General features: G+C 43.5%; 22 protein-coding genes. 13 read left to right on the forward strand and 9 right to left on the reverse strand.

Annotated elements, in window-relative coordinates; translation table 11 throughout:
* Window positions 1–235: 235 nt before the first annotated feature.
* Entirely contained in the window at window positions 236–1,153 is a 918-nt protein-coding gene (locus GTK07_RS04560; protein ID WP_163633515.1) for a TolB family protein, read from the forward strand.
* A 38-nt stretch (window positions 1,154–1,191) separates the two neighbouring features.
* On the opposite strand, the gene GTK07_RS04565 is transcribed toward GTK07_RS04560, so the two are convergent.
* Both GTK07_RS04565 and GTK07_RS04570 read right to left on the reverse strand, forming a co-directional pair.
* Window positions 1,192–1,926, reverse strand: a complete 735-nt coding sequence (locus tag GTK07_RS04565; RefSeq protein ID WP_163633517.1) for a LytR/AlgR family response regulator transcription factor — start codon at window positions 1,924–1,926, stop codon at window positions 1,192–1,194.
* 17 nt (window positions 1,927–1,943) lie between these two features.
* On the reverse strand, window positions 1,944–3,734 hold the full coding sequence (locus tag GTK07_RS04570) for a histidine kinase (protein ID WP_163633519.1): 1,791 nt from the start codon (window positions 3,732–3,734) through the stop codon (window positions 1,944–1,946).
* Window positions 3,735–3,900: 166 nt separating this feature from the next.
* Between GTK07_RS04570 and GTK07_RS04575 the strand changes: the two genes are divergently transcribed.
* The 7 genes from GTK07_RS04575 to GTK07_RS04600 all read left to right on the forward strand — a co-directional run bounded on the left by GTK07_RS04575 (window position 3,901) and on the right by GTK07_RS04600 (window position 12,303).
* Window positions 3,901–4,374 carry a PspC domain-containing protein gene (locus GTK07_RS04575; protein WP_163633521.1) on the forward strand — a complete coding sequence of 158 codons (474 nt, stop codon included), beginning with the start codon at window positions 3,901–3,903 and terminating at the stop codon, window positions 4,372–4,374.
* The gene (locus GTK07_RS04580) at window positions 4,361–4,951 is read left to right on the forward strand and encodes a hypothetical protein (protein ID WP_163633523.1); all 591 of its coding nucleotides are present in this window, start codon (window positions 4,361–4,363) and stop codon (window positions 4,949–4,951) included. The genes GTK07_RS04575 and GTK07_RS04580 overlap by 14 nt, the downstream gene beginning before the upstream one ends.
* Window positions 4,952–5,268: 317 nt before the next feature.
* A complete protein-coding gene (locus GTK07_RS04585) occupies window positions 5,269–6,189 on the forward strand; it encodes a helix-turn-helix domain-containing protein (RefSeq protein WP_163633525.1) in 921 nt (306 codons plus the stop codon).
* A gap of 181 nt (window positions 6,190–6,370) precedes the next feature.
* Window positions 6,371–7,540, forward strand: a complete 1,170-nt coding sequence (locus GTK07_RS04590) for an efflux RND transporter periplasmic adaptor subunit (RefSeq protein WP_163633527.1) — start codon at window positions 6,371–6,373, stop codon at window positions 7,538–7,540.
* A gap of 160 nt (window positions 7,541–7,700) precedes the next feature.
* Window positions 7,701–9,680 (forward strand): efflux RND transporter permease subunit, encoded by a 1,980-nt coding sequence (locus GTK07_RS19320; RefSeq protein WP_262887563.1) that lies wholly within the window; start codon window positions 7,701–7,703, stop codon window positions 9,678–9,680.
* Window positions 9,677–10,855: an efflux RND transporter permease subunit gene (locus GTK07_RS19325; protein WP_262887564.1), complete on the forward strand. Its 1,179-nt coding sequence runs from the start codon at window positions 9,677–9,679 to the stop codon at window positions 10,853–10,855. The genes GTK07_RS19320 and GTK07_RS19325 overlap by 4 nt, the downstream gene beginning before the upstream one ends.
* An 8-nt stretch (window positions 10,856–10,863) precedes the next feature.
* Window positions 10,864–12,303, forward strand: a complete 1,440-nt coding sequence (locus GTK07_RS04600; protein ID WP_163633529.1) for an efflux transporter outer membrane subunit — start codon at window positions 10,864–10,866, stop codon at window positions 12,301–12,303.
* Window positions 12,304–12,388: 85 nt separating this feature from the next.
* Here GTK07_RS04600 and GTK07_RS04605 read toward each other — a convergent pair whose 3' ends face one another.
* Genes GTK07_RS04605 through GTK07_RS04620 form a run of 4 tightly spaced genes read right to left on the reverse strand, consistent with a single transcriptional unit; the run spans window position 12,389 to window position 17,808 of the window.
* Complete coding sequence (locus GTK07_RS04605) at window positions 12,389–14,023, reverse strand: serine hydrolase domain-containing protein (RefSeq protein ID WP_163633531.1); 1,635 nt, start codon at window positions 14,021–14,023, stop codon at window positions 12,389–12,391.
* Window position 14,024: 1 nt separating this feature from the next.
* Window positions 14,025–15,326 (reverse strand): M20/M25/M40 family metallo-hydrolase, encoded by a 1,302-nt coding sequence (locus tag GTK07_RS04610; RefSeq protein WP_235932437.1) that lies wholly within the window; start codon window positions 15,324–15,326, stop codon window positions 14,025–14,027.
* Between the two features lie 9 nt (window positions 15,327–15,335).
* Entirely contained in the window at window positions 15,336–16,919 is a 1,584-nt protein-coding gene (locus tag GTK07_RS04615; RefSeq protein ID WP_163633533.1) for an N-acyl-D-amino-acid deacylase family protein, read from the reverse strand.
* A gap of 10 nt (window positions 16,920–16,929) precedes the next feature.
* Window positions 16,930–17,808: an aminotransferase class IV gene (locus GTK07_RS04620; RefSeq protein WP_163633535.1), complete on the reverse strand. Its 879-nt coding sequence runs from the start codon at window positions 17,806–17,808 to the stop codon at window positions 16,930–16,932.
* A gap of 9 nt (window positions 17,809–17,817) precedes the next feature.
* Here GTK07_RS04620 and GTK07_RS04625 point away from each other — a divergent pair, with 9 nt between their 5' ends.
* The 5 genes from GTK07_RS04625 to GTK07_RS04645 all read left to right on the forward strand — a co-directional run bounded on the left by GTK07_RS04625 (window position 17,818) and on the right by GTK07_RS04645 (window position 21,319).
* Window positions 17,818–18,261: a hypothetical protein gene (locus GTK07_RS04625; RefSeq protein ID WP_163633537.1), complete on the forward strand. Its 444-nt coding sequence runs from the start codon at window positions 17,818–17,820 to the stop codon at window positions 18,259–18,261.
* A 148-nt stretch (window positions 18,262–18,409) separates the two neighbouring features.
* Window positions 18,410–18,931, forward strand: a complete 522-nt coding sequence (locus tag GTK07_RS04630; protein WP_163633539.1) for a 5' nucleotidase, NT5C type — start codon at window positions 18,410–18,412, stop codon at window positions 18,929–18,931.
* Between the two features lie 7 nt (window positions 18,932–18,938).
* On the forward strand, window positions 18,939–19,661 hold the full coding sequence (locus GTK07_RS04635; protein WP_163633541.1) for a carboxylesterase family protein: 723 nt from the start codon (window positions 18,939–18,941) through the stop codon (window positions 19,659–19,661).
* Window positions 19,658–20,377, forward strand: coding sequence for a M15 family metallopeptidase (locus tag GTK07_RS04640; RefSeq protein ID WP_163633543.1), 720 nt, complete (start codon window positions 19,658–19,660; stop codon window positions 20,375–20,377). Before GTK07_RS04635 ends, GTK07_RS04640 begins: the two co-directional genes overlap by 4 nt.
* 15 nt (window positions 20,378–20,392) lie before the next feature.
* Complete coding sequence (locus GTK07_RS04645) at window positions 20,393–21,319, forward strand: alpha/beta hydrolase (RefSeq protein ID WP_163633545.1); 927 nt, start codon at window positions 20,393–20,395, stop codon at window positions 21,317–21,319.
* Here the strand turns inward: GTK07_RS04645 and GTK07_RS04650 are convergent.
* The 3 genes from GTK07_RS04650 to GTK07_RS04660 all read right to left on the reverse strand — a co-directional run bounded on the left by GTK07_RS04650 (window position 21,316) and on the right by GTK07_RS04660 (window position 24,256).
* Window positions 21,316–22,428: a class I SAM-dependent methyltransferase gene (locus GTK07_RS04650; RefSeq protein ID WP_313790704.1), complete on the reverse strand. Its 1,113-nt coding sequence runs from the start codon at window positions 22,426–22,428 to the stop codon at window positions 21,316–21,318. The two genes, GTK07_RS04645 and GTK07_RS04650, sit on opposite strands and share 4 nt — an antisense overlap.
* Before the next feature lie 73 nt (window positions 22,429–22,501).
* Entirely contained in the window at window positions 22,502–23,602 is a 1,101-nt protein-coding gene (locus GTK07_RS04655) for an AI-2E family transporter (protein WP_163633549.1), read from the reverse strand.
* A gap of 3 nt (window positions 23,603–23,605) precedes the next feature.
* Window positions 23,606–24,256 (reverse strand): DUF4159 domain-containing protein, encoded by a 651-nt coding sequence (locus GTK07_RS04660; protein ID WP_163633551.1) that lies wholly within the window; start codon window positions 24,254–24,256, stop codon window positions 23,606–23,608.
* Window positions 24,257–24,292 lie beyond the last annotated feature (36 nt).

The raw sequence follows: 24,292 nt of genomic DNA on the forward strand, positions 1-24,292 counted from the left end.
GAATCAATGAGAAAAAAAATTAAAAATAAACGTTAACTTCAGCACCAAAATGAGTCGATCTCGTGCACTTGATTTGCACTGCTCACTTTCATCCGCCGCAGGTGGTATACATTGACCGCCCTATCCATATAAGAGGGATTATTTGTCCAGTATAAATAAAAGATGGGAAAAGATTTTATCTTGTAGTACAATTCAATTCGTTTCAATTACAAATATTAAAGTAAGTGCTATTTATATGGTTTTTCGTGTACTATTTCTGTTGGTGTTGGGCTATGTAGGACATATTAAGGCCCAAAAGGCAAAGAACACCATCAGCTATATACAATCCGTTCATATTGAAACAGGTAAAATAGACACCATCCTAAAATTGAACCAACACTTTGAGGCGCCCAATTGGCATCCTGATGGGTATTTGATCATGAACAGTAAGGGATTTATCTACACCTATGATATTTCGGATAGAAAAATGGCTGCACTCTACACAGGATCCGTGATCGAATGTAATAACGATCATGGGGTGTCGTCAGATGGTAAGTGGTTGGTGGTGAGCAGCAATGATAGGGAAGATCCATCGCTTAAATCTTATAAATCTGCTATTTTTATTCTCCCTATTCAGGGAGGGAACCCTAGAAAAGTAACCGACCAAGTGCCTTCTTATTGGCACGGTTGGAGCCCAGACGGGAGTACACTCGTCTATTGTGCCGAACGGAACGGTAACTATGACATCTACACTATTGATGTGAATGGAGGAGAAGAAACCCGGTTGACCTCTACCGCAGGATTGGATGATGGACCCGAGTATTCACCGGATGGCAAGTTCATTTATTTCAACTCATACCGAACAGGCCATATGCAATTGTGGCGCATGAAAGTGGATGGCAGTGATCCTGAACAGTTGACCTTTGATGAAAATTCCAATTGGTTTCCTCATGTTTCCCCGGATAATAAGTGGGTGGCTTATATTGCGTATACCTCCGATCAAAAGCAGGAGCATTTGTTCGGTAAGGATGTAAAACTCCGATTGATGGATGTGGAGTCTAAGGAAATTAGAGATTTAACCCCTATCTTTTTTGGCGGACAGGGAACCATCAATGTACCATCTTGGAGTCCGGATAGCAAAAAAGTAGCATTTATCGGGTATCAGGTAGAATAACGATTTTACTGTTTTCAACGATTCAGGATTCACAAAACTCAGAATTTCCCACATTCTTTGATGAAAGCCTCTTTTCTTCGGGTAGAGACTTCCAATTTAAGGCCATCCTTTAGGATGGCATATCCATCCTTATGATAAGAGGCCACATAATGTAAGTTAATCAAGTGCGAATTGTGGATTCTGAAAAAGTGTCGACCTTCCAAGAGTTTTTCAAAATGCTTCAAGGTCTTGGATGCCGTATATTTTTTGCCATCAACGGTGAAAATATGGGTGTAGTTCACATCGGCCTGGCATCGGACGATATCATCTATCAATAAAAAGGCATAGCCTTCATTGGAGGGAACACTGATGCGTTTGAGATGGTTGTCCGTTGAAACATGGGACAACAGCACCTTGATCCGATCATGGAGTTGCGATTGTTCTACTTTATCGATGGCCTTTTGAAGGGCCGTTTCAAAATCGTCCCTGTCCACGGGTTTTAAAAGATAGTCTATGGCAGAAAACTTGAAGGCCTCTATGGCATACGACTCGTATGCAGTGGTAAAGATCAAGCTGAAATCACGTTTTGAAATGGCGGACAACACATCGAAACCGGTTTTTTGATGTAGTTGCACGTCGAGAAAAACAATATCTGGCTGAAGCTTTTCCAACCCGATAATGGCTTCTTCCGCATTCCCGAAACAGGATATTTCCATACCCGCACCAAAAGGTTTTAACAATGCATACAAATGGTCTATACAGTGTTGCTCGTCATCTATAATGGCTACTTTCATGTAAGGTTTGGTTCCATTTAAAAAAGGCGATCAAGGGGTATGCTGATTTCTATCCGAGTGCCCTGTTGCTCACCTAGATCAATAATCTGCAATTTACCTTTCTTATTTTGTTGCTTGTTCAGGATTTCAAGTCGATTTTCGGTTATGGCCACCCCAAAAGACTTTTTGGTTGCATTTCCATTTTCCGAAAACCGTATTCCCTTTCCATTATCCTTGACCGAGCACAGGAGCAAATCGTGATCTTCCCTTATGTGAACCAAAATATGTCCTGGCCCATCCTTGTCCCGAAACCCATGCCAAATACTATTTTCAATAAAAGGTTGTAACAGCAAAGGAGGGACCAAGGTATTTGCAGTATCCAATCCTTCATCTACCTCAATGCAATATGAAAATTTGCCAGGCTGTCTTTTGGCCTCTACCTGCAGATAGAGTTCAAGAAACTTTAAGTCTTCTTCCAAGGGTATTGACTTGTTCTCAGAATTTTCGAGCACCATGCGCATCAACTTGGCAAACTTGGTCAGGTACTCCAAAGCCGTTTCATTGTCGCTTTTCAGAATATAATCCCCAATGGAGTTGAGCGAGTTGAAGATGAAATGGGGATTCATTTGGGCCCTCAGTGCCTTTAATTCGGTATCTGCCACCAATGCCCTGAATTCCGCTTCCTTTTTCTGTTCCACGGCATCCCTACGTCTTTTGTAAAGGACAAACCCAATAACCGATGCCGCCAACAGGCCACTTCCGCCCAGAAGTGTAGCAGCTTTAATGGCCGACTGCCTATGGATTTCCGCCTGGGCAACGGCCCTTTCTTTTTCAAATTCGAACTCCAGTTGCCTTCGGTTGATCTCTACACGCCTGTTCTGGTTGTTGAGACTATCCTTTAACAAGGAAAATGTAGTATAGGCTTGAAGTGCCTTGGCATATTCGCCCTTGGCCGAGTATACATCGGCAAGGGTGCCCCAAGCAGACTTTTGAAGAAATATATTTCCCTGTACTTCACTAAGTTGTAAAGATTCATTGGCGTATTGCTCGGCACTTTCATAATCCTTATTGCCCAAATAAGCCATTGAGGCATTGGCATAGGCCGTGGGTCTTACGAATTCTATTCCATATTGATCAATAAGGCCAACACTCTTTTCAGCGGAAGCCATTGCGGAGTCCATTTGGTTTGCTTGACTATAGATCAAGGAAAGATTGCTATATAGGTTTGCCCTATAGGTTGGGTTGTTAGAAACCTGTTCTAGGTCCAATGCTTTGTTATAATAATAGATGGCAGAATCCAAATGGTTCAAAGAGCCAAAAATATTGGCAATATTGGCGGTAGCGGTCAATTCAAGATTTTTATCGTTTCGCAATACCTTTCTGAACTGCTCCAGGGCTTTCCCATATTCCTCTTGCTCATAATAAAGGGTACCAATGCCTCCATAAATGCTCCAACCCATTGTTTCCAAGCCCTTGTCCTTTTCCATGAGGTCCAATGCTTTGTGATAATATTCCAATGCCTTGTATGGATTGGAAAGGGAATACTGGTAGACAAGGGCAACCCGCTCATAACCAAGCAAAAGTCCTTTCCAATATCTCAGTTCCGTGGCCAAGCCAACAGTTTTTAATGAAAATGCCAAAAGCGTGGTATCCGAAGGGTTGGTAAAAAGGGCCTGTTTGGTGTATTGGTTTCTAAGGTCTATGGTTTCTTGATTGAACAACGGACTTGAATTGATTTTTTTGGATAGGGAGTCCAGTTCCATCTGAAATTGTTGGGCGGAAGAGTGCATGATAAACAAAAAAAACATCAGCATTAAGATGTATTTCATACGGCAACCAATTAATCTAGGTGAAGGCAAAATGAAAATACACATTTTCACAAAGAATAATCTATGTAACACAGAAAATAAGAAGGTGTTGGCAGAAAATCATTTATGGGTTAAGGTAAAGAACGCTTCGCATACTTTTAAACCAATAATCAATACCAAAAGCCAAATGGACACGCAGAAAATCATCCAATTCATTACCCGTCAGGAAAAGATACTATTAGGTGTCAGCAGCAAATTAGCACTAAGGTTGAACTTGCAGCCCATAGTCATACGGATCGTTTTTGTTGTACTCACCTTATTGTTCATCCCATTAGGAATCTTGGCTTATTTGGGGGGGTATTTGATCCTGAACAAAATGGCAGGTAAAATGCTGATCTTGGCCTTGATCGGGGCATTTTTGGGTATTCCTTTTAGCTACTATTTTCAATCCGAAATGGTCCAGCGCATGGCAGGGGGCATCACGGGATACGTAAAGAACTTTGTCAGCATTGTGGATGATGTGGACCGATTTGTAGGCAATGGGATGGATATTATATGGGATGCCATGATAGGAGTGGTGGTCTTTATGTTGATTGGCGGTGCCATTGGCTATTTTATGGATGCATCAAAAAGGAAAAGCGGACAAAATGATGAAAAATAGGGTATTTTGTTGTACGCTACTGTGGGTGTTTGTCTTAATGGGTTGTTCCTCTGATGACAATGAGCCGAATGATAATCAACATGAGGATTATTACTTTCATTTTAAGGAGGATGGAGTTCAGGTAAGTTACGAATACCAACCGGAGACCCAGGTAAACCTTACCGGATCCATTCTATTTGATAGCGGTACCAATACAAATATTGCCAGTATTGCAGGTATGGAAAATATTTTTGAAAGCGGAACCAAAAACAGGCTGACCATTTTTTTGAGTGATTCGGATGCTATTGCAACAAGCGTCAGGTATACCAACGTAGAAGATGAAGGAGATGTAAACCCAAACTCCGTTTTCTTGATGGGGTATTATGACGGTCAAGGAAATCTATACTCGGCAGCTTTGAACCCTGGGCCAAAGGCGCTCTATGAATTGGCTACCATAAGCTTTACCGAAATTACAAACACCCAGATCAGTGGAACATTTTCAGGCACTCTTTTGTGGTACGATGTGAGTGGAGGAACAACGGAATTGCTAGATTCCGTGGTAATTTCCGAGGGCATGTTTTCGGTACCACGATATTGATGTGAAAATAATCCAAAGCATGGTTCTACCCTTTTTAAGGGTAATTTGCAATTCCTATTCCTAGGGCACCCCCCTTTTTTAGGTCATATTCATACCGATTCTTATCCTCCCATTACATCTATCTTTTTAGGTAAATGAATAGATTTATCTAGTTTAATTTATTGTAAATGAATTGTATAACTTCCATTCTGTTCCAAAATAGCGGACCAGTATAGGGAGGTGTTATATAAATTACCGAAAGCATACCATTATTACCGCAGGATGTACCATGAGCAGGAGAATGATTTACCTTTGATCAAGGTTAAGAGATAATTACCATGGAAAAGATCATAAAATTTGACAGCATTTGTGATTACAACAAGCATTATGGAGTAAAAACGGAACACCCTTTGGTCTCTGTCATCGACTTTTCTAAGGTAGACCCAAAGGTGCCCTCCAAAATGAATTTCGGATTTTATTTGGTGATGTTAAAGGATGTGAAGTGTGGGGACATGCAATACGGAAAACATTATTATGACTACCAAGAAGGAACTTTGGTGTTCATGGCCCCGGGACAAGTGGCCGGTAGAGCTCCAAAACCAGAGGAGTTGTCAAAAAAGGAATGTAAAAGAATGAAACCCAAAGGTCATGCATTGGCATTCCATCCTGATCTTATCAAAGGAACGTCATTGGGCAAAAACATCAATATGTATAACTTCTTTTCATACCAAGTAAATGAGGCATTGCATATTTCGGATTGTGAAAGGGAAATTGTTTTGGATTGTTTTTCAAAAATAGGATTTGAACTAAAACAGGCCATTGACAAACATAGCAAGACACTGATCGTTTCAACCATTGAACTGTTCCTGAACTACTGTTTGCGTTTTTACGACAGACAGTTCATCACTAGGGATAACCAAAACCAAGGAGTCCTCAACAGGTTTGAGAGTTTACTGAACGATTATTTTATGTCGGAAAACCCAAAGAACATAGGCCTACCTTCGGTTGGATATTTTGCTTCAGAATTTAATCTGTCTTCCAACTACTTTGGTGACTTGGTCAAAAAGGAAACCGGTAAGACCGCACAGGAATATATACAGACAAAATTGATCGATGTGGCCAAGGAGCGAATCTTTGACAACACCAAATCAGTAAGCCAGATCGCGTATGAGCTCGGGTTCAAGTACCCGCAGCATTTCACGAGACTGTTCAAACAACGAGTGGGGTATTCCCCGAACGATTATCGTATGCTCAATTAAACAACGAAAGCACATCATCTAAACAAACTTTTGTTCTTGGACATTGACCATATCACGGCCGACCGATCGGTTCGTGACAGGGTATTTTCATTTAAACATTAAAAGAATTTTATCGTACCAGGCCCGTATTGGGGTTTGGGTATTTGCATTATCAATCATTATAACCAAAAACAACAACACCATGAAAAAGGAAAATTTACAGACATTTTTGGCCATATGCGTTATGGCAATCATAGGGTCGGTATTAACGTCTTGTGCCGATTCCAACGCTGCGGAACAAAAGGTGGTTGCCATGGCAACACCCTATATTCTCCCATCAATCGAAAAGATCACAAATTGGGATGAGTATATCGGTCGTTTTGAAGCTTCGGAGCGAGTTGAGATACGATCCAGGGTAAACGGATATGTAGAATCCGTTAAGTTCAAGGATGGCGACTTCGTAGAAAAGGGCCAAGTGCTTTTTGTTGTGGATCAACGTCCTTATTATGCGGCGCTAAAACAAGCGGAGGCCGAAAAGTTACAAGCGGAGGCTGATCTACAAAGGACCAAGAGTGACTATGATCGGGTTTCGTCCGTGCAGGATTCCAGGGCAGTTTCCACGGAAGAAGTAGAACAGCGTAAGCAGATTGCTAAGTCCTCCGAAGCACGGTTAATGGCGGCAAACGCGCGGTTGGCCCAAGCCCAATTGGACCTTTCATACACCACCATTAAAGCCCCCATAAGTGGAAAGGTAAGCGAAAAGTATGTAGACGCAGGAAACTATATTTCGGGAGGGTCGGCCGATGCGAGTCTTTTGACCACAATCCTTCAAGTAAATCCAATGCACTTTTACTTTGATGCCAGTGAAACGGATTTCTTTGGAAATCCTGGAGCCAGTGATGGAAAAACTTCAACCAATAAAAAACAAGTGTTGGTGAAGTTGACCAATGAAACTTCCTATGATAGGGTCGGCTATATGGACTTTGTGGACAATGAAATCCACCAAACCACCGGTACCATTCGAGGAAGGGCAGTTTTTGACAACAAGAACATGGAACTGGAATCAGGGATGTTCGGGCGCATGCGATTGTTGGGACAAGAAACCGAGGTCTTACTGATTCCAGAGGAAGTGATTACCACCAACCAGTCACAAAAAATAGTGTATACAGTAGGTGAGGACAATACGGTTCAGGTAAAACCCATCCAGATAGGCAAGTTGTACAACCACAAGTACAGAATTGTTTTGGGTGGTTTGGAACCTGGTGATAAAGTCATCAGTGGCAATTTGCTCAAGGTTCGTCCTGGAATTCAGATCCAACCGGAACAAAAGACCTTCAAAGTTGAACCTGATACCTCATTGGCAGCCATGTAAGCATCCAATATCCTTTTTTGAATAGGCATGTAAGTATTTCATTTACAAAGCCCTTTTTTACAGGCTTATCCCATTATGGATGGGGTAGGTTAGGGACAGGTCTTTTCAAAATTCAAAAGGAACAACTAATACGTAGTAAATCAAAAACCAATATTTCAATATGAAATTCACGCATAATTTTATTAAAAGGCCAATTCTTTCCATTGTGATCTCCATCATTTTGATGATCCTTGGAGGACTGGCTTATTTCTCGCTTCCGGTATCACAATATCCGGAAGTGGCTCCCCCTACGGTGGTGGTGACCGCTGCCTACCCAGGGGCGAGTGCGGAGACCATTTCCAAGACCGTTGCCACGCCGTTGGAGCAGGAAATCAATGGAGTGGAGGGGATGATCTATATGTTGTCCCAAGCCACCAACGATGGGTTGCTGAACCTCACCATCTCCTTTAAACAGGGGGTAGATGTGGACCAGGCACAGGTACTTGTGCAGAACAGGGTGGCCATTGCCCAACCTAGGTTGCCCGAACAGGTAAGAAGACTCGGCATCACCACGCAAAAGAGTTCCCCAGACCTTATGTTGGTCATCCACATGATTTCTCCAGACAATACGTATGACCAGACCTATCTGGCCAATTATGCCAATTTCCAGATTATAGACAAAATCTCAAGGATTGATGGTGTAGGGAATGTAAGGATGTTCGGTGGGGATCAATATTCCATGAGAATTTGGCTCAACCCGGATAAGATGGCCAGTATGGACATGACACCCAACGAGGTACTCAGTGCCTTGAGGGCACAGAACGTCCAAGTGGCTGGTGGTACCCTGAACCAACAACCCTTAATGGACCAGAATGCCTTTGAGGTGAACATACAGACCCAAGGGAGGCTCAATACCAAAGAGGAATTTGAGGACATTATTGTTAGAAACGGCGATAGGGGCCAGTTGGTAAGGGTCAAGGATATTGGTCGTGTGGAGCTGGGTTCGGCAAGTTATGCCACCAAAGGTTATCTGGATAAGTATCCTGCCGTGGCACTTCCCGTGTTTCAAAGGCCGGGAACCAATGCTTTGGAAACTGCGGATGCCATTATAAATACCATGAAGGAAGTATCCAAAGACTTCCCAAAAGGGGTGGAATACAGGATTGCCTATAACCCAACGGAATTTATCGCGCAATCCATCGATGAGGTAGGAGGAACCATCTATGAAGCCATCATCCTTGTAGTGTTGGTGATTATTTTGTTCCTCCAGACCTGGAGGGCTGCCATCATACCCATTTTGGCGATACCCGTATCCCTTATCGGAACCTTTGCGGTGATGCAGGCATTGGGATATTCGCTGAACAGTTTGACCCTTTTTGGTTTGGTATTGGCCATCGGTATCGTGGTGGATGATGCCATTGTTGTTGTGGAAAATATGGAACGGAACCTGAGGAACGGTATGGGGGTCAAGAAAGCTGCAAGAAAAACGATGAATGAAGTTGGTGGAGCATTGATTGCCATGGGCTTGGTATTGGTGGCCGTGTTCTTACCAACCATATTCTTGAAAGGAATAAGTGGAGCCTTCTACAGTCAATTTGGTGTTACGGTCGCAGTAGCAACCATGATTTCTGTATTTGTCTCACTTACGTTGAGTCCTGCAATGGCGGCCATCGTCATGAAAAAACATAAGGAGGAAGACCACGAAAAAGTGGCAACAGCTCGGTTTGGTTTTGTTCCAAAGTTTTTCTCTAGCTTTAATAAAGTCATGGATTGGGTTTCATTGAAGTATGGAAATATTACCCAAAAATTTATCGCGAAGCGTAAATGGGTCTTATTATCCTATGTGGGACTTATCGTACTTACCATTTTTGCTTTTAGTCGGGTACCTACAGGATTTATCCCAGAACAGGACCAAGGCTATTTCATCAATATCATTCAATTGCCTCCCGGTTCTTCTTTGGAACGTACCGATAAGGTAATGCAAAAGGCCATTGACAGTGTTTTGACCATCGATGGGGTGAAAAATGCCGTGGCCTTCACAGGTTTCGATGCAGCCACCTTTACGAACTCCTCCAACGCCGGGGCCATTTTCACGGCTTTGGAAGATTTTGAGACTCGGAAGAAAAAAGCATCACCTTTAAGGGATTACAGCAAGAGTTGACCAATAAGTTGGCCCCTTTTGATGATGCTTTTACAGTGGTAGTGGCCCCTCCTCCGGTACGAGGAATTGGAAACGCTGGCGGATTCAAGATGATGATCCAAGATCGTGGAGGATTGGGTACGGAGCAATTGTTACAGGCCGGGTATCAACTTATGGCGGCAGCCAACCAAGACCCTGCGCTCAGCAGTGTGTTCACTTTTTTTAATTCAAGTTCACCACAATTGTTCTTTGATCTGGACAAGGAAAAGGCCCAGACCATGGGAGTGCCTATCGAAGAGATCTCAAGTGCCATGGAAGTATACATGGGATCTGCCTTCGTGAACGATTTTAACATGCAAGGTAAAACCTTTAGGGTAACGGCACAGGCAGATGGTGAATATCGATATACTCCCCAAGACCTTACCAGAATCAGGGTACGGAACAGGAATGGTGAAATGGTACCCTTGAGTGCTGTGGGCCAGTTAAGGGATATTTCGGGACCAGCAAGGGTGCCCAGATACAACCTTTATCCCGCATTGGCACTTTCCGGTAACGTTAACCCCGGCTATAGTTCAGGGGAGGCTCTGGAAGCCATGGAACGTTTGGCGGACCAAATCTTGCCCGAGGGAATTGATTATGAATGGACGGAATTGGCCTATCAACAAAAAGAATCAGGAAATACCGCAGGTATCGCCTTTGGATTGGCCGTTTTGTTTGTGTTCCTGTTGTTGGCGGCCCAGTATGAAAGTTGGGTGCTACCCTTGGCCGTGATCCTGATTGTGCCCATGTGTTTGCTTTCATCCATGACCGGGATTGGACTGTTGGGCATGGACAATAACATCCTTACACAGATCGGATTGGTGGTCCTTGTGGGATTGGCCAGTAAAAATGCCATCCTGATCGTTGAGTTTGCCAAACAATTGGAAGATCAAGGATATCCCTTGGAAAAAGCAGCCATGGAAGCGGCTCGATTAAGACTTCGTCCCATATTGATGACCGCATTTGCCTTCATTTTGGGTGTTGTGCCCTTGGTTTTGGCATCCGGGGCAGGGGCAGAAATGAGACGTTCCTTGGGAACGGCAGTGTTCAGTGGAATGTTGGGGGTAACCTTCTTTGGCTTACTGTTCACACCAGTTTTTTATGTGCTCTGTAGAAATATTGGGAAAAGAAAAACAAAGGCAATCGAATTAAACTAATAACAGGAATGAAATATTCAAGAACAATAATAAAATCCGTTATGATCCTTTTTGGGGTGTTCTCTGTCCATGGACAGGAGTTGGATACTTCCAAATGGAGATGGCGGGATACATCCAAAGAGGATGTGGTGCTATATATCGGGAATGATACCATAAGCAAAAATGTATGGCCCATCACGCAGGATAAACAATGGTGGGAAGCTTTCGGTTATCCAACCTTGGATACTTTGGAAAGCAAGGCCTTGGAGCAGAATCTTGATCTAAAAATAGCCTTGGCCAAACTGAACCAGGCCAGGGCCAACAAACATATTGCCATGTCCACCATGTTTCCGACCATTCGGGTGGAACCTTCGTTCACGAGGCAGGAGTTTTCGGCCAACCGACCTAATCCGTTTGGAGGGCAACTGGGACCGGCAACTTTGAGTACCTACCAAGCTCCGGTCACGGCTTCTTATGAGTTGGATGTCTTTGGTAAAAACTTGAACAATTTTGAAGCTAATAATTTGGTCTACAAGGCTACTGAAGAGAATCGAAAGCAGATATTGCTGGAGGTGACCACCGAAGTGGCAGGTAATTACTTTTTGTTGGTCCGATTGGATGCTGAGATTGATTTGCTGAAGCACACGGAAAAAACCAGACTCGATAATTTGGAGATAGCCTCCACCAGATACAACGCAGGTCTGGTAAGCCAGATTGATGAACTTAGGGCAAAAACGGAATTGGCTTCGGTACAGGTACAACTGAAAAACACCCAAAGATTAAGATCCGAAATAGAACTTATATTGGCCACGTTGGTCGGGGAAGATGCCAGTACGTTTGAGGTGCCCCATGCCAACATACAATATCTTCCACCCAATGTTGAATTTTTGAGGAAAGATTCATTGGTGGTTACGAGACCGGATTTACGGGCTTCAAAATTGATGATTGAGTCAGCGGAAAAAATGCTGGTCAATCAAAAGAAACAATTGTTGCCCTCCTTCCAATTGAGTGGGGCCTACGGCTATCTTTCTGGGGATTCGGACAATCTCATTGAGCGGGACAGCAGAACGTGGTTTGCTGGTGTTACGGCTTCTCTTCCGGTATTTGAAGGAGGTAAGAAACGCGCTGAGATTAAGCTGAGAAAGAGTGAATTGGAGGAGGAACATAGAAATTATGAGCAAAACCTGCTTCAATCATACAGGCAAGTGGAAAATGCATTCTCCAATTTGCATTGGATACGGGAACAGTTGTTGGCACAACAGGAGTTTGTGGTGGCGGCACGGGATGCTGCCCTTTTGACCAATGAACGATACAGAAAAGGATTGGTAAACTATATAGATGTAGTGGATGCAGAGCGTCAGGTACTTGAAGCGGAACGCCTTAGTGTCCAACTTTTTGGACAGGAACTTACTGAACGGGTCAATTTGATACGATCAATGGCACTTGATTCCGGGCGATTGGAAAATTGAGGATGAAAATTGCTGATTGAAAAAGAAAAGAACCCCTGCTGCATGCGGGGGTTTCTTTTTATAAGGCCATAAAGACCAAATTGTGTTATTCCGTTTTTTCAAACCATAGGTTTCGTACCCTGCCATCGGAAATCCAAACTCCAGTAATCTTTCCATTTTCACGCTTGAATTTTAATGTGCTCAATGGATATTCACCCTGTAATAAATCCTTGAATTTTTGCGTGAGGGTCAATTCACCAAACCGTATATGAAAAGCATACAACTTTCCTTCCCTATAAAAGATGGAATAGGAGGTATGGATTTCGGGACTATAATAAGCTCCTACATATTCTTCCGCATCGGCATCAGTTAGGGGTTCTTCCTTGAATTTTTTAAAATGAAGTGATCGGTTGGAGCCTGGGATATAATCAAATTGATTTTCATGGAACTCCAATTTGGTACCATTTTGGGAGTCCAGGGCTTCAAATTTTCCATCTGCAACGGGTAGGAAAGCAGTTTTTGATTGACCTAAAAACAACGTATCGCCGTTAACAGAAATACGCTGTTCTATATAGGTGTCATCATCCCAATAATCACCCACATAGGATTCCATGGTCGACTTTGAAATTTTGGCCACCTTCAGTTTTTTATAGGGAGCGGGCTTGCCGAATAGAATACCGGCAATGTCATTGGATTTGCCCCCAGGTCCCGAAGATGAAAAATTGGTAATGATGGCAATACTCGTTTTCTCCTCTGGGAATACCGCTACATTGGAACGGAAACCACCAATGGAACCGCCATGGGTAATCCGTTTTTTGCCGTATAGTTTGTCCACATTCACACCGAAGGCATATTCCAGATAACTCCCATCATTCAAGGGGTCCAAGGTCTGCATGGTTCGGAATATGTTTTCCCATCCAGGTTGCGGATCATAATAGTTTTTCAGGTACTTTAAAAGGTCGGCCGTAGTGGTGTGCATATTGCCAGAACCCACATAACCCCAATACTCTACCGCTCGGATAAAGCCATTTCTTTGGGTATAGTAGGAGGTAGCGTTGTTCGGGACAATCCGGTCATAGCGATCTTCCACATAGGTTTCGTGCATGCCCAAAGGAACGAAAATATCTTCCTTCATAAAATCCATAAAGGACTTATGGGTCACTTTTTCAATAATGTTGGCCAAGAACATATATCCTGTGTTGCAGTAGAGATACTCGGAACCTGGCTCAAAATTGAGCTCCGTTTGTAGTTGCATGATACGATCTAGATCTGCGTTGGTCCGCGAGTCGTCATTACGCCATCCGGCCAAGGCAAAGAGGGCGTGGAGGCTCCGAAGGCCGCTGGTATGGTGCATCATCTGACGGATGGTAATCTTACTGCCAAAAGGGGCAAGTCCATCAATGTATTTGTCGATGGTATCATCAATGGATAGTTTACCCTGTTCCTGTAATAGTACAATGCCCAACGCACTGAACTGTTTGGATACCGAGGCCACATTGAACAAAGTCCCCGTGGCATTGGGTACTAAATATTCCATACTCGCCAATCCATAGGCTTTGGAGTACACCACCTTATCGCCTTGCATAATGGCTATGGCACCTCCTGGGTGATTGGGCTTGTTCCATGCTTGGAACAGGCTGTCGATTTGCGCTTCTTTTTCCCTACCCAGTTGGCCATATGTAGCGGCCCACAAGAGGAAAAAAATACAACTTACGGTTTTAGGATTCCAGGTTCTCATCATCTTATTTTTCCAATCCTGCCTCGGCCAAGGTGACCAATAAAGCCAATTGGATGGATTCATCCCCTGACTCATCGTTCAGGTACCATTCGTGCAAGGAATGGGCACCACCTCCTTGACCACCACGACCGATACAGACCGATGGAATTCCTTTGGAAACAGGTATGTTGATGTTAGTGGAACCACGACCCAAACTTGGGACAACACCAAAGTATTGGGTAGCTGCCATGGTGCGCTGTACCAATGGGAGCGAAGCTGGAAGTTCCCCGGAAGGTCTATCGCCAATTTTGGTCATTTCATAGGTAACTTCCCCTTTCACTCCGCTTGCGTTGTATGCAGTGATAGCCTTTTCTACCGAATTTAGCAAGATGGATTCGATCTCGTCCAAATTTTTTGGGTCGATGGCCCGCATATCTATTTCCGCCCAAGATTCAAAAGGAATGGAATTTACAGAGGTGCCTCCACCGATCCGACCTACATTGAAACTGGTCTTGGGAATGTCACCCGAAGTATAGGCCCAAGCAGCTTCGGAAAACATATCGATGGCCTTACCCAAGGCGTGATGTGGGTTAGCCAGCCCAAATGCTCCCCAAGAATGGCCTCCTTTTCCCTTGATTTCTAATTTATAGCGTTTGGAACCCAATCCAGCATTGCTGATCCTGCCCATGCTTCCCCCGTCAATGGCAATCCATGAATCGATGTCGAGGCCAGATTCATTAAAAATGTATTTCATTCCGCGAAGGTCACCCAGACCTTCTTCACCCACGGAACCTACAATCAACACATCTTTTTCGGTTTTGATATCAGCCTTGTTCATGGCTTTCAACATACTGATGAGCATGGCCAAAGCCCTGGTGTCGTCCCCGATTCCGGGGGCTTTGAGCGTATCGCCTACTTTTTGAACGGTCACATTGGTTCCTTCTGGAAAAACTACATCCAAATGCGCATCCACGCCTACATATCCTGATTCGCCTGAGGTTCCTTTTCTAAGGCCGATGACGTTGCCGACTTTATCCGTCCAGATACTGTCAATACCAGCTTCCTCCAACATTTTGGCAAATACTTTTCCTTTTTCATCTTCCATGAAAGGAGGAGCCAACACTTCCGTAAGGGTAATGAGGTCGGCAGTAGTTTGGTCCATTTGCCCCTTGATAATTTCGAAGGCAGCCTTGACCTTTTTGGCTTTGGTCAATTTTTCAATTTCCTTGGTGTACTGCTTTTCAATGGTTGGAGTTTCTTGTGCTTTCAGAATGCAAGTTGCCAATCCGAGGGCAAGAACAAATGCTATTGAAGTTTTTTTCATCATGTTGAGGTGCTATTGTTTACGTAATACTTTTCCTGATTTGATATCCTTGAACTCACCTTCATCCACGGCCAACCCTCCATTCACCAAAACATATTCGATGCCTTCGGAGTATTGATGGGGTTTTTCAAAAGTGGCCTTGTCGATGATGGTCTCTGGATTGAATATGGTGATATCTGCCCTCATTCCTTCCTTGATGAGTCCACGGTCCGTGAGATTCAGGCTTTGGGCAGGTAGATAGGTCATTTTTCTTATGGCTTCGGAAAGTTCCAGAGTATGCTTTTCCCTCACGTAAAGCCCCAATACCCTTGGGAAGGTTCCATACCAACGGGGGTGCGGGTGACCCATGCCTGGTTCCACTAAACGCCCGTCTGAACCGATCATGGTCATCGGATGCTTCATGATGCGTTCCACATCTTCTTCGGCCATGGCATGGTATACACAGGATGCCCCGCCGTTCAATTGGGCTTTTATGACCAAGTCCGCCCCATTTTCCACGGAAGGTTCTAAATTGTGTTGTTCGCACCAATACTTCAATGTTTTTCCTTCCAGTTCCGGGGCCCATTCCACTTTCGCAAATTGGATTCGGTCTAAATCCGAACCGCCTCGGTCATTCAAAATATTGAAGACAATCCCATTTTTAATACTGTCGCGAAGTACAGGGTCTTCCACCCGTGCCTTGAATTCTTCTTGACCACCAGCCCTTGCCCAACTTGGGATAAGCACCGAAATACTGGTATAACTGGCTGCGTAAGGGTATTGGTCCATTTTAATGTCCAATCCCTTTGCCCGTGCGGAATCTACCATGGCCAAGGTACGGACACTCTTGCCCCACATGGGTTTACCAATGGCTTTGTGGTGGGTAAGGATTACTGGAATGTCTGCATCCTCGGAAATTTGGATAGCTTCTTGCACGGCATCGAAAAGTCCCAGTCCTTCCTCCCGTAAGTGGGAAGTATAGATGCCCCCGTATTTGGAGGCCACTTTGGAAAGGTCGATTACTTCATCCACTTTGGAAAAGGCCCCGGGCAAATATTTCAATCCAGTGGAAATACCATAGGCTCCATCTTTCATGGCACTGTCGATCTCTGCTTCCATGGCTTTGAGTTCCTCGGGAGTAGGAGCCCTGTTTTCGAGCCCCATAATATTTCTTCGAACTGTGTTATGGCCTACCAAAAAAGCGGCGTTCATGCCAATTCCTTTTTGTTGAAGACTGTCCATAAAAGGTTTCATGGGGTAGGGCGAACTGCCATCTGGACCGCCCAGTGCGGTGGTCACTCCTTGGCGGACATGACTTTCGCAGGAATTCAATTCCATAATCGGTTCCAAATGGGCGTGCATGTCAATGAAACCAGGGGAAACGGCCAATCCTTCCGCATTAATGATTCTGTCTGCTTTTGCATTATCCAAATCCCCCATGGCCACGATCATGGAATCTTTGATGGCAATATCGGTCACAACGGGTTCTTCTCCCTTACCATCATAAACGGTTCCGTTCAGAATAAGCAGGTCATATTTTTTGCTGCAGGATGAAAGAATCAACACGGATACCAAAAGAATCATCGTGCTAACTAAAGCGGGTGTTTTATAGATCATAATTACATTTTTATAAGGTCACTTCAGAAGTGTCGATTTCTTTTAGAGCAGCAAGGGCTTCCTGCAGTTTTTGGGTTATTGGACCAAAATTGTCCGGTGCATGATAGGTATGATTACCTAACTGGGCAATGGACGCAATTTGAGTTGATGTCCCCGTAAAAAAGGCTTCTTCCATAGATGGTATTTCTTCCACGGAAATCCCTCTTTCTACCAGTGGGATGTTCAGTTCTTGGCAAAGCTTCACAAGAATTTTTCTGGTAATGCCATCCAAAATATGTTCGTTGGCAGGGTGGGTAATCACCGAACCATTCTTCACAAAAAAGATGTTGGTGTGCGATCCCTCGGTAATGATGCCGTCACGAACTAAAGCAGCTTCATCCGTTCCGACCAACATGGCGGCCTCATTGGTCATGATGTTGCCCAGCAGGGAAATGGATTTGATATCGCAGCGGTGCCATCTAAAATCGGTTTGTAAAATGGCATGCATGTTCTTTTGGTTGATGTAGGGCATTTGAAAGGGCAGGGCATACATCATCACAGTGGCGGGAATACCCTTTGGGTAGGAATGCTTTCGAGGGGCCACACCACGGGTAACCTGCATGTAGATAAGACAAGGCTGGTCCACAAGTCCCGAAGCAATCAATAAGGGTTTGATTTCCTTTTCCAGGTCGGATACCTGATACTCGATGCCGATTTTTACGAGATTTTCCTGTAGTCGGTCCAAATGGGCCTTTTTGTAGAAAATGCCGTTTTCCAGTTGTACCATCACTTCATAAATGCCATCCCCGAAGAGGAATCCACGATCGAATACCGAAATGGTGGCATTTTCACTGGTTACAATTTCACCGTTCAAAAAAACCTTTGCAGGAAAATTACCTTTGGGCAGCATGTTCGTGGGTTGGTTTTGGTCATAAGCTGTGAAGGTAACGGTTATTTCATTAAATTAAAACACTGCAAAGCCGTTAAATGGGCAGTAGATTTAAGTTTTGGGAATGTGGTAAAAATGGATGAAAATTTTGGTGTAAAATATAAGGACCACTTCAAGTTATATGTACAAGTAAAGGATAAGGTTAAGTTTGAATCCTTATTGCATACTAATGAGGTTCCATTTTATTCGGATATAAACGACCAGACCGGACCAAATATAGATGTCAGGTACTTTTTGCTTGATGAGGATAGACCGTTAATTGACAAAATTGTTAAATCAAATGGAATCATAGCAAGTACTGAAACCATACTGCTGCATGATATTCATGACACGAAGAAATCGATGAAGTTTTCATTTATTGTCATTTTGATAATGGCACTAATCACAGTTATTGCAATAATATTTTTTGGTTGAAAAAACGCCAGAATTACCTTCTGGCGTTTTCCAAGGAAGCTCCTTTTTCCAGAATAATAAAATCCGACCAATTGGCAGTTAAAAATTATAACATCACATTTTTTGAAATTCCCCCAAGTTTTAGCGTACTTCACAAAAAACAAATTACATGATCATTTTTGTGGATATGGACGAGGTCATCGCAGATGCTTACACGGCCCATATCGAAATCTATAACCAGGAATTTAATGCCAACCTTCAAATTGAAGATTGTTTTGGTAAAGAAGCTTGGCAATGCGTTCCCGAGGAACACCAACTTTCCATCAAGCAACACACACATCGTGTTGGTTTTTTCAAGGATTTAAGAATTATTCAGGACAGCCAGGAAGTATTGCGGGAGTTGAGCCTTAAACACGATGTTTATATTGCATCCGCTGCCATGGAATTTCCTCAGTCACTTCGTGAGAAATCTGATTGGCTGGATGCATTTTTTCCCTTTATCCCATGGCAAAAACGTATCTTATGCGGTGATAAGTTTATTTTGAAGGGAGACCTCCTCATCGATGACAGGAGTAAAAATCTCAAAAATTTTGATGGACGGACCATTATGTTCACTTCCCCACACAACACCAATACAACCGATTTTGAAAGGGCCGATACTTGGAAAGATATTGCCGATAAATTATTATAAGATGCAGATGCCCAAGACCATACCAAGTTTATTGCTGTTGATGAGTATTTTTTTGCTCGAGGCCTGTGCAGCACAATCGCATTTGGTACAAGATGAGTTGGAGACCGTGACCAAGGAAGACTTGAAATATTACCTGTACTATCCTGAGGATTATTTTTCTTCCGAAAGCGAAAGCTTTGGGTTATTGCTCTTCTTGCATGGAGGAGGGGAATCAGGCAGGGCGGTGGAAGAGATTAAGGATACTGGGCCACCAAAACTTTTGGTGGAAGGCAAACAATTTCCTTTTTTGATATTGGCCCCACAGAATCCCCACGAGAAAAAATGGTGGAACACCCAAGCTGTGATGCAATTGCTGGATTCCGTAGTGGATCACAACCGCGTGGATAAAAAGCGCATCTATTTAACGGGTCTGAGTAGGGGAGGCAGTGCTGCTTGGGAGTTGGCCACACAATATCCTGAAAGGTTTGCGGCCTTGGCTGTGGTTTGTGGTATGGCACCGTTGCCCTATGCCCATTGGATCGACAAAAAAATGCCCATTTGGGTCTTTCATGGGGATCAAGATGAGGTCATTGATGTGGAAGAGTCTGATCAGATGGTGAAAAAATTGAAAGAAATGGGTTACCAAGTCCAATATACCAGATACAAAGGAGTGGGGCACAATGCTTGGGATAGGGCCTATACCACCGATTCCCTTTATACTTGGATGGCCAAACAAAAAAGATTGAAATGACATATTTAAGATATTTGCTCTTGGTCGTTGGTGGGTGCTTGGCAGTTTCATGTCGAGAAAAAACTCCTGAGAAACAAGATTCCAATATTGAAATGGAGAAGGAGATAGTTGTTGATCCGGTTCCAGTAATTCAGCAAAAAGCATTTAAGACTTTTGATGGTTTGGCTGATACCACTTTTGTGCGTTTGGCTGATTTCAGTGACGATTTCGCCTATGACCTTCGGTATGCCACTGAAAATAATTTTCTAAAGGCCAAGGTGTATGATTGTGCCGAATGCTACACCCGGGTAAAAACGGCAAAAGCATTGATCGAGGCCAATAAGGAATTCATGCAACACGGAGCCAAGATCAAGTTTTTTGATTGTTACCGCCCCAACTCGGTTCAGTACAAAATGTGGAAAATTGTCCCTAATCCGCAATATGTTGCCGATCCCGTAAAAGGGTCCATCCATAATAAAGGCGGCGCAGTCGATATTACCTTGGTGGATTTGGATGGAAATGAACTGGATATGGGAACCGACTTTGATTTTTTTGGGAAGCGTGCCTATCATGATAATTTCGATCTTCCCAAGGAAATTTTGGACAATCGGAAATTGTTGAAGGAAACCATGGAAGCCCACGGGTTTTGGTCCATCAGGACCGAGTGGTGGCACTACAACCTATCCGCGGGATCCAATGACAAGGTTGCCGATTTTAAATGGGACTGTAAAAATTAGCCAATAAAATAGAAAATGAAAAGTTTCAAGAGATATACCTTTTTAATAATGCTGGTGACCATGGAAATTTCTGCCCAACACACCATTATGCCTCTATGGCCTAAGGAAATTCCTAATCAAAAAGAAACGGATGAAAAAGAAGATGCGACGTTTAACGATGATGGCATTTTGTGGATTACCAACGTGCAGGAACCTACCATAGAGGTTTATCTGCCCAACAAGCGTGCTGCCAGCGGACAGGCGGTGGTTATTTTTCCGGGTGGTGGTTATTACGGTTTGGCCTATGATTGGGAAGGAACCGATATTGCGAAGACCTTCAATGCCAAAGGAATTGCAGGTATAGTGGTGAAATATCGTCTGCCTTGGTCCAAATCCATCACCAGCAATAAAAATATTGTTCCCTTGCAAGACGCGCAACGTGCCATAAGGATGGTGAGGCAAAAAGCAGGCGAGTGGAATATTTCCCCCAATAAAATTGGGATTATGGGTTTTTCCGCAGGAGGTCATTTGGCATCCACCTTGGGTACCCATTACAATGAAAATGTATATGACAGACAGGACGATATCGATGACTTAAGTGCTCGTCCCGATTTCATGGCATTGGTCTATCCGGTGATCACTTTGGGAGCGGTAAGCACACATAGTGGCTCAAGAAAATCATTGGTGGGAGAAAACCCTACCGGGGCTCAAATAGATTACCTGTCCAATGAAAAGCATGTGGACAAAGACGCCCCTCCTACGTTTTTGATTCATGCAGCCGATGACGGCAGCGTTTCCGTGGAGAATAGCATCCTGTTTTTTAGGGCACTTCGGGAAAATGGAGTTTCTTCGGCCTTGCATGTGTATCCCCATGGTGGGCATGGTTTTTCCTTGGCCCTTCATGACCCGGTACTACGTGATTGGATCAATGTGTTTTTTGATTGGGTAGAGCATCTGGATTAAGCCTTTTCACAAACCAGTACGATCAATTCACCTTCCATATTTTTGGTGAAAAAGAGGTAATGGTCCCCACCATCGGCAATCTTATGTTTCTTTCTCAAATCGGCCACAGAAAGGGGAAAGTTTCTGGTGGTAATGTTCGCTTTTGTCAACCTTAATGATTTCAATGTGTTTTTGGAGTAGGGAAGCACGGTTTGGATGGCAAACCTTCGTCCCGGAAACTCCACAAGTTCTGACGAGGTGTACAAATGGGAATGGGGATGCAGTTTTTTTAGTTGATAGGAGCTTCCAATAGCTTTAAAGGCACCAGACTTTAAAATGGCCGCATTGGGTTCATAAAGGTAGGTAGACGGTTCCCCCAGTTCCAAAGGGGCATTTTCTTCTTCAGTGAGGTTAAAGTTGAAGTGGTCTTCCTGCCCTTGATAGAGGTTCACCGTTTTGATGTCAATAGCACCCACATATCCTTTTTCGATAACAAACAACAGTTCTTTTACTTCATTGTGGATGGCCAATATATGTACCTCTTTTACAAATTGAAGTTCGGAAATACCCTGTTTGATATCAAGAAGAGGAGATGTTTTTATAAGAACATTTTGTGTTTTTTGTAAAATGTCATCGAGGTGTTCGGTGAGGTCCGGAAGGCAATCTTTCAACAAAAAAACTTTTCCGATTGCATCATTTCGTCTGGATGGGTCCACATAGATCCAATCGAATGTTGCTTCTGTCTTTTGAAGAAACGTCAACCCATCTTCGGGGAAGCAATCGATGTTATTGCGACCCAAAACATTGAAATTGCGACGGGCAATTTCACTGAGATCGGTGTTGATTTCGCAATGGGTAATCTGTTCGATTTTCTTCGAAAAAAAATAGGAATCGACACCAAAACCACCTGTGAGGTCCAACAGGTTTTTTCCGGATACCAGTCGAGATTTGTATTCGGCTGTTGCTTGGGAACTGGTCTGCTCAATGTTCAGTTTATTGGGGTAGTAAATACCTTTGGTTTGAAACCAGGCGGGTAGCTTTCCCCGACATTTTTTTCGGGACTCCAACTGCTCTGCCAGTTCCCTTTGGGAAACGCCTTCAAATTGTTGGCTCTTTAGCAAAACCGACATAATGTCAGCATCCATATTTTCAATTATAAAATGCTGTACACCAGTATTTAATATGAGTTCATTCAAACTGATACTACAAGTTTTTGGTCAATTTTTTCACGAAGGTGTTTTCGGCTAAAAATTCCTTCAAAATTACCTTTATTGCGGTATATCCCGGTACGGCAACAACCATTCCCACCACCCCAAAAAGGAGTCCTGCAATGATGATCACCAAGAAGATTTCCAATGGATGGGATTTAACACTGGCAGAAAAAATAAAGGGCTGGGAGAAGAAGTTATCCACCAGTTGTCCTATGGTCAAACCAATAAAAACATACAGCGCTTTAGGTAAGATTACGGTACTGAAATCCGCGCCCAAAGAACTGGTCATGGTAAGGGTAATCATGATCACACCTCCGATGATCGGACCCACATAGGGAATGATGTTGAATAGTGCACAAAGGAAGGCGATCACAATGGCATTTTCCACTCCCACGATTAGCAGTGCAATGGTGTAGATTACAAAGAGGATAAAAAGTTGAAGGAGTATACCGGCAAAATATCGGGAGAGCAATCCATTGATTTTATCGATAGATTTTACCAGGTTACTTTCCTTATTGTCGGGAACAAAGGTCAAGATGCCATTTTGCAAAAGATTACTGTCTTTCAAAAAGAAGAATGAAATGAACAGAACGGAAAACAATCCGACACTGAAACTGCTCAGCGCATTGACCAGCGAGTTCAGAAAATTGGGTATAAAACCCAAATCAAGCCCTTTGAGCATACTCTCTTCCATATGGGCATCCTCAATAAGGTTATCAACACTTCCTTTTGAGGCTCCAAAATATTCCAATCCTTGCAGGTAAAGTGTGTTCAAATTCGATTTCAACTCGTCGATATCCAACAACGATAGGTTTTTGCTCTGTTCCGAAATTAGAGGAATAAACAAGGACAGAATCCCCAAGAAAATGGCAAGCATAAATATCATGGTGGCTACCACAGCCAAGGTGTTCGGGAACTTTAACCGTCTCCTAAGAAACAGGACGATGGGTCTTCCCAAAAGGGCTATCACCGCCGCTATGGCCAAATAGGCCAATACGGATTGAATTTTATAAAGAAACAGGGCAAGTAACACCATACCGGTCAATATGGCCACTGCACGTAGTATTCCGTTTGCTATTGTCTTAGAGTTCATGAATCAGCTTTTAAAGGCATATTCCACAATATTGGCACCCATTTGCAAGGCCTTTTGTCTTACATCCTCAGGGTCGTTGTGTACGGTAGGGTCTTCCCAACCATCGCCAAGGTCGCATTCAAATGTGAAGAGAAGCACCAACCTCCCTTGTACAAAAATACCTAGGGCCTGGGGTCTTTTCCCATCATGTTCGTGGATTTTGGGCAAGCCTTCCGAAAATTTAAATTTTTGGGAAAATATGGGATGATCGGCACCCAATTCTTCCAACTGCTTGTCGGGAAATACCTTTTGCAGTTCCCTTTTCAGGTACGGGGCCATGCCATAATTGTCATCAATATGCAAAAATCCGCCAGAAAGAAGATAGGTCCGGAGGTTCTCTGCCTCTTCGTCCGTAAAATATACATTCCCGTGCCCTGTCATATGCACAAAAGGGTATTTAAAAAGGGATACGCTACCCGGTTCTACCGTTTCTGGTTGGGGATTGAGCTTGGTGCCGATGTTGGCATTACAAAACTGGATAAGATTCGGTAGTGCCGTTGGGTTGGAATACCAATCCCCGCCACCTCCGTATTTGAGCACGGCAATTTCCTGCGCCTCGACCAAACATGATCCAAAAAACGTTAAAATCAATGTCAATTGGGTAAGTTGTCTCATGGAGTTACGATTAACCAACTAGTCAAATGTACAGTA

This window comes from Flagellimonas sediminis (assembly GCF_010500845.1).
Classification (GTDB): domain Bacteria; phylum Bacteroidota; class Bacteroidia; order Flavobacteriales; family Flavobacteriaceae; genus Flagellimonas; species Flagellimonas sediminis.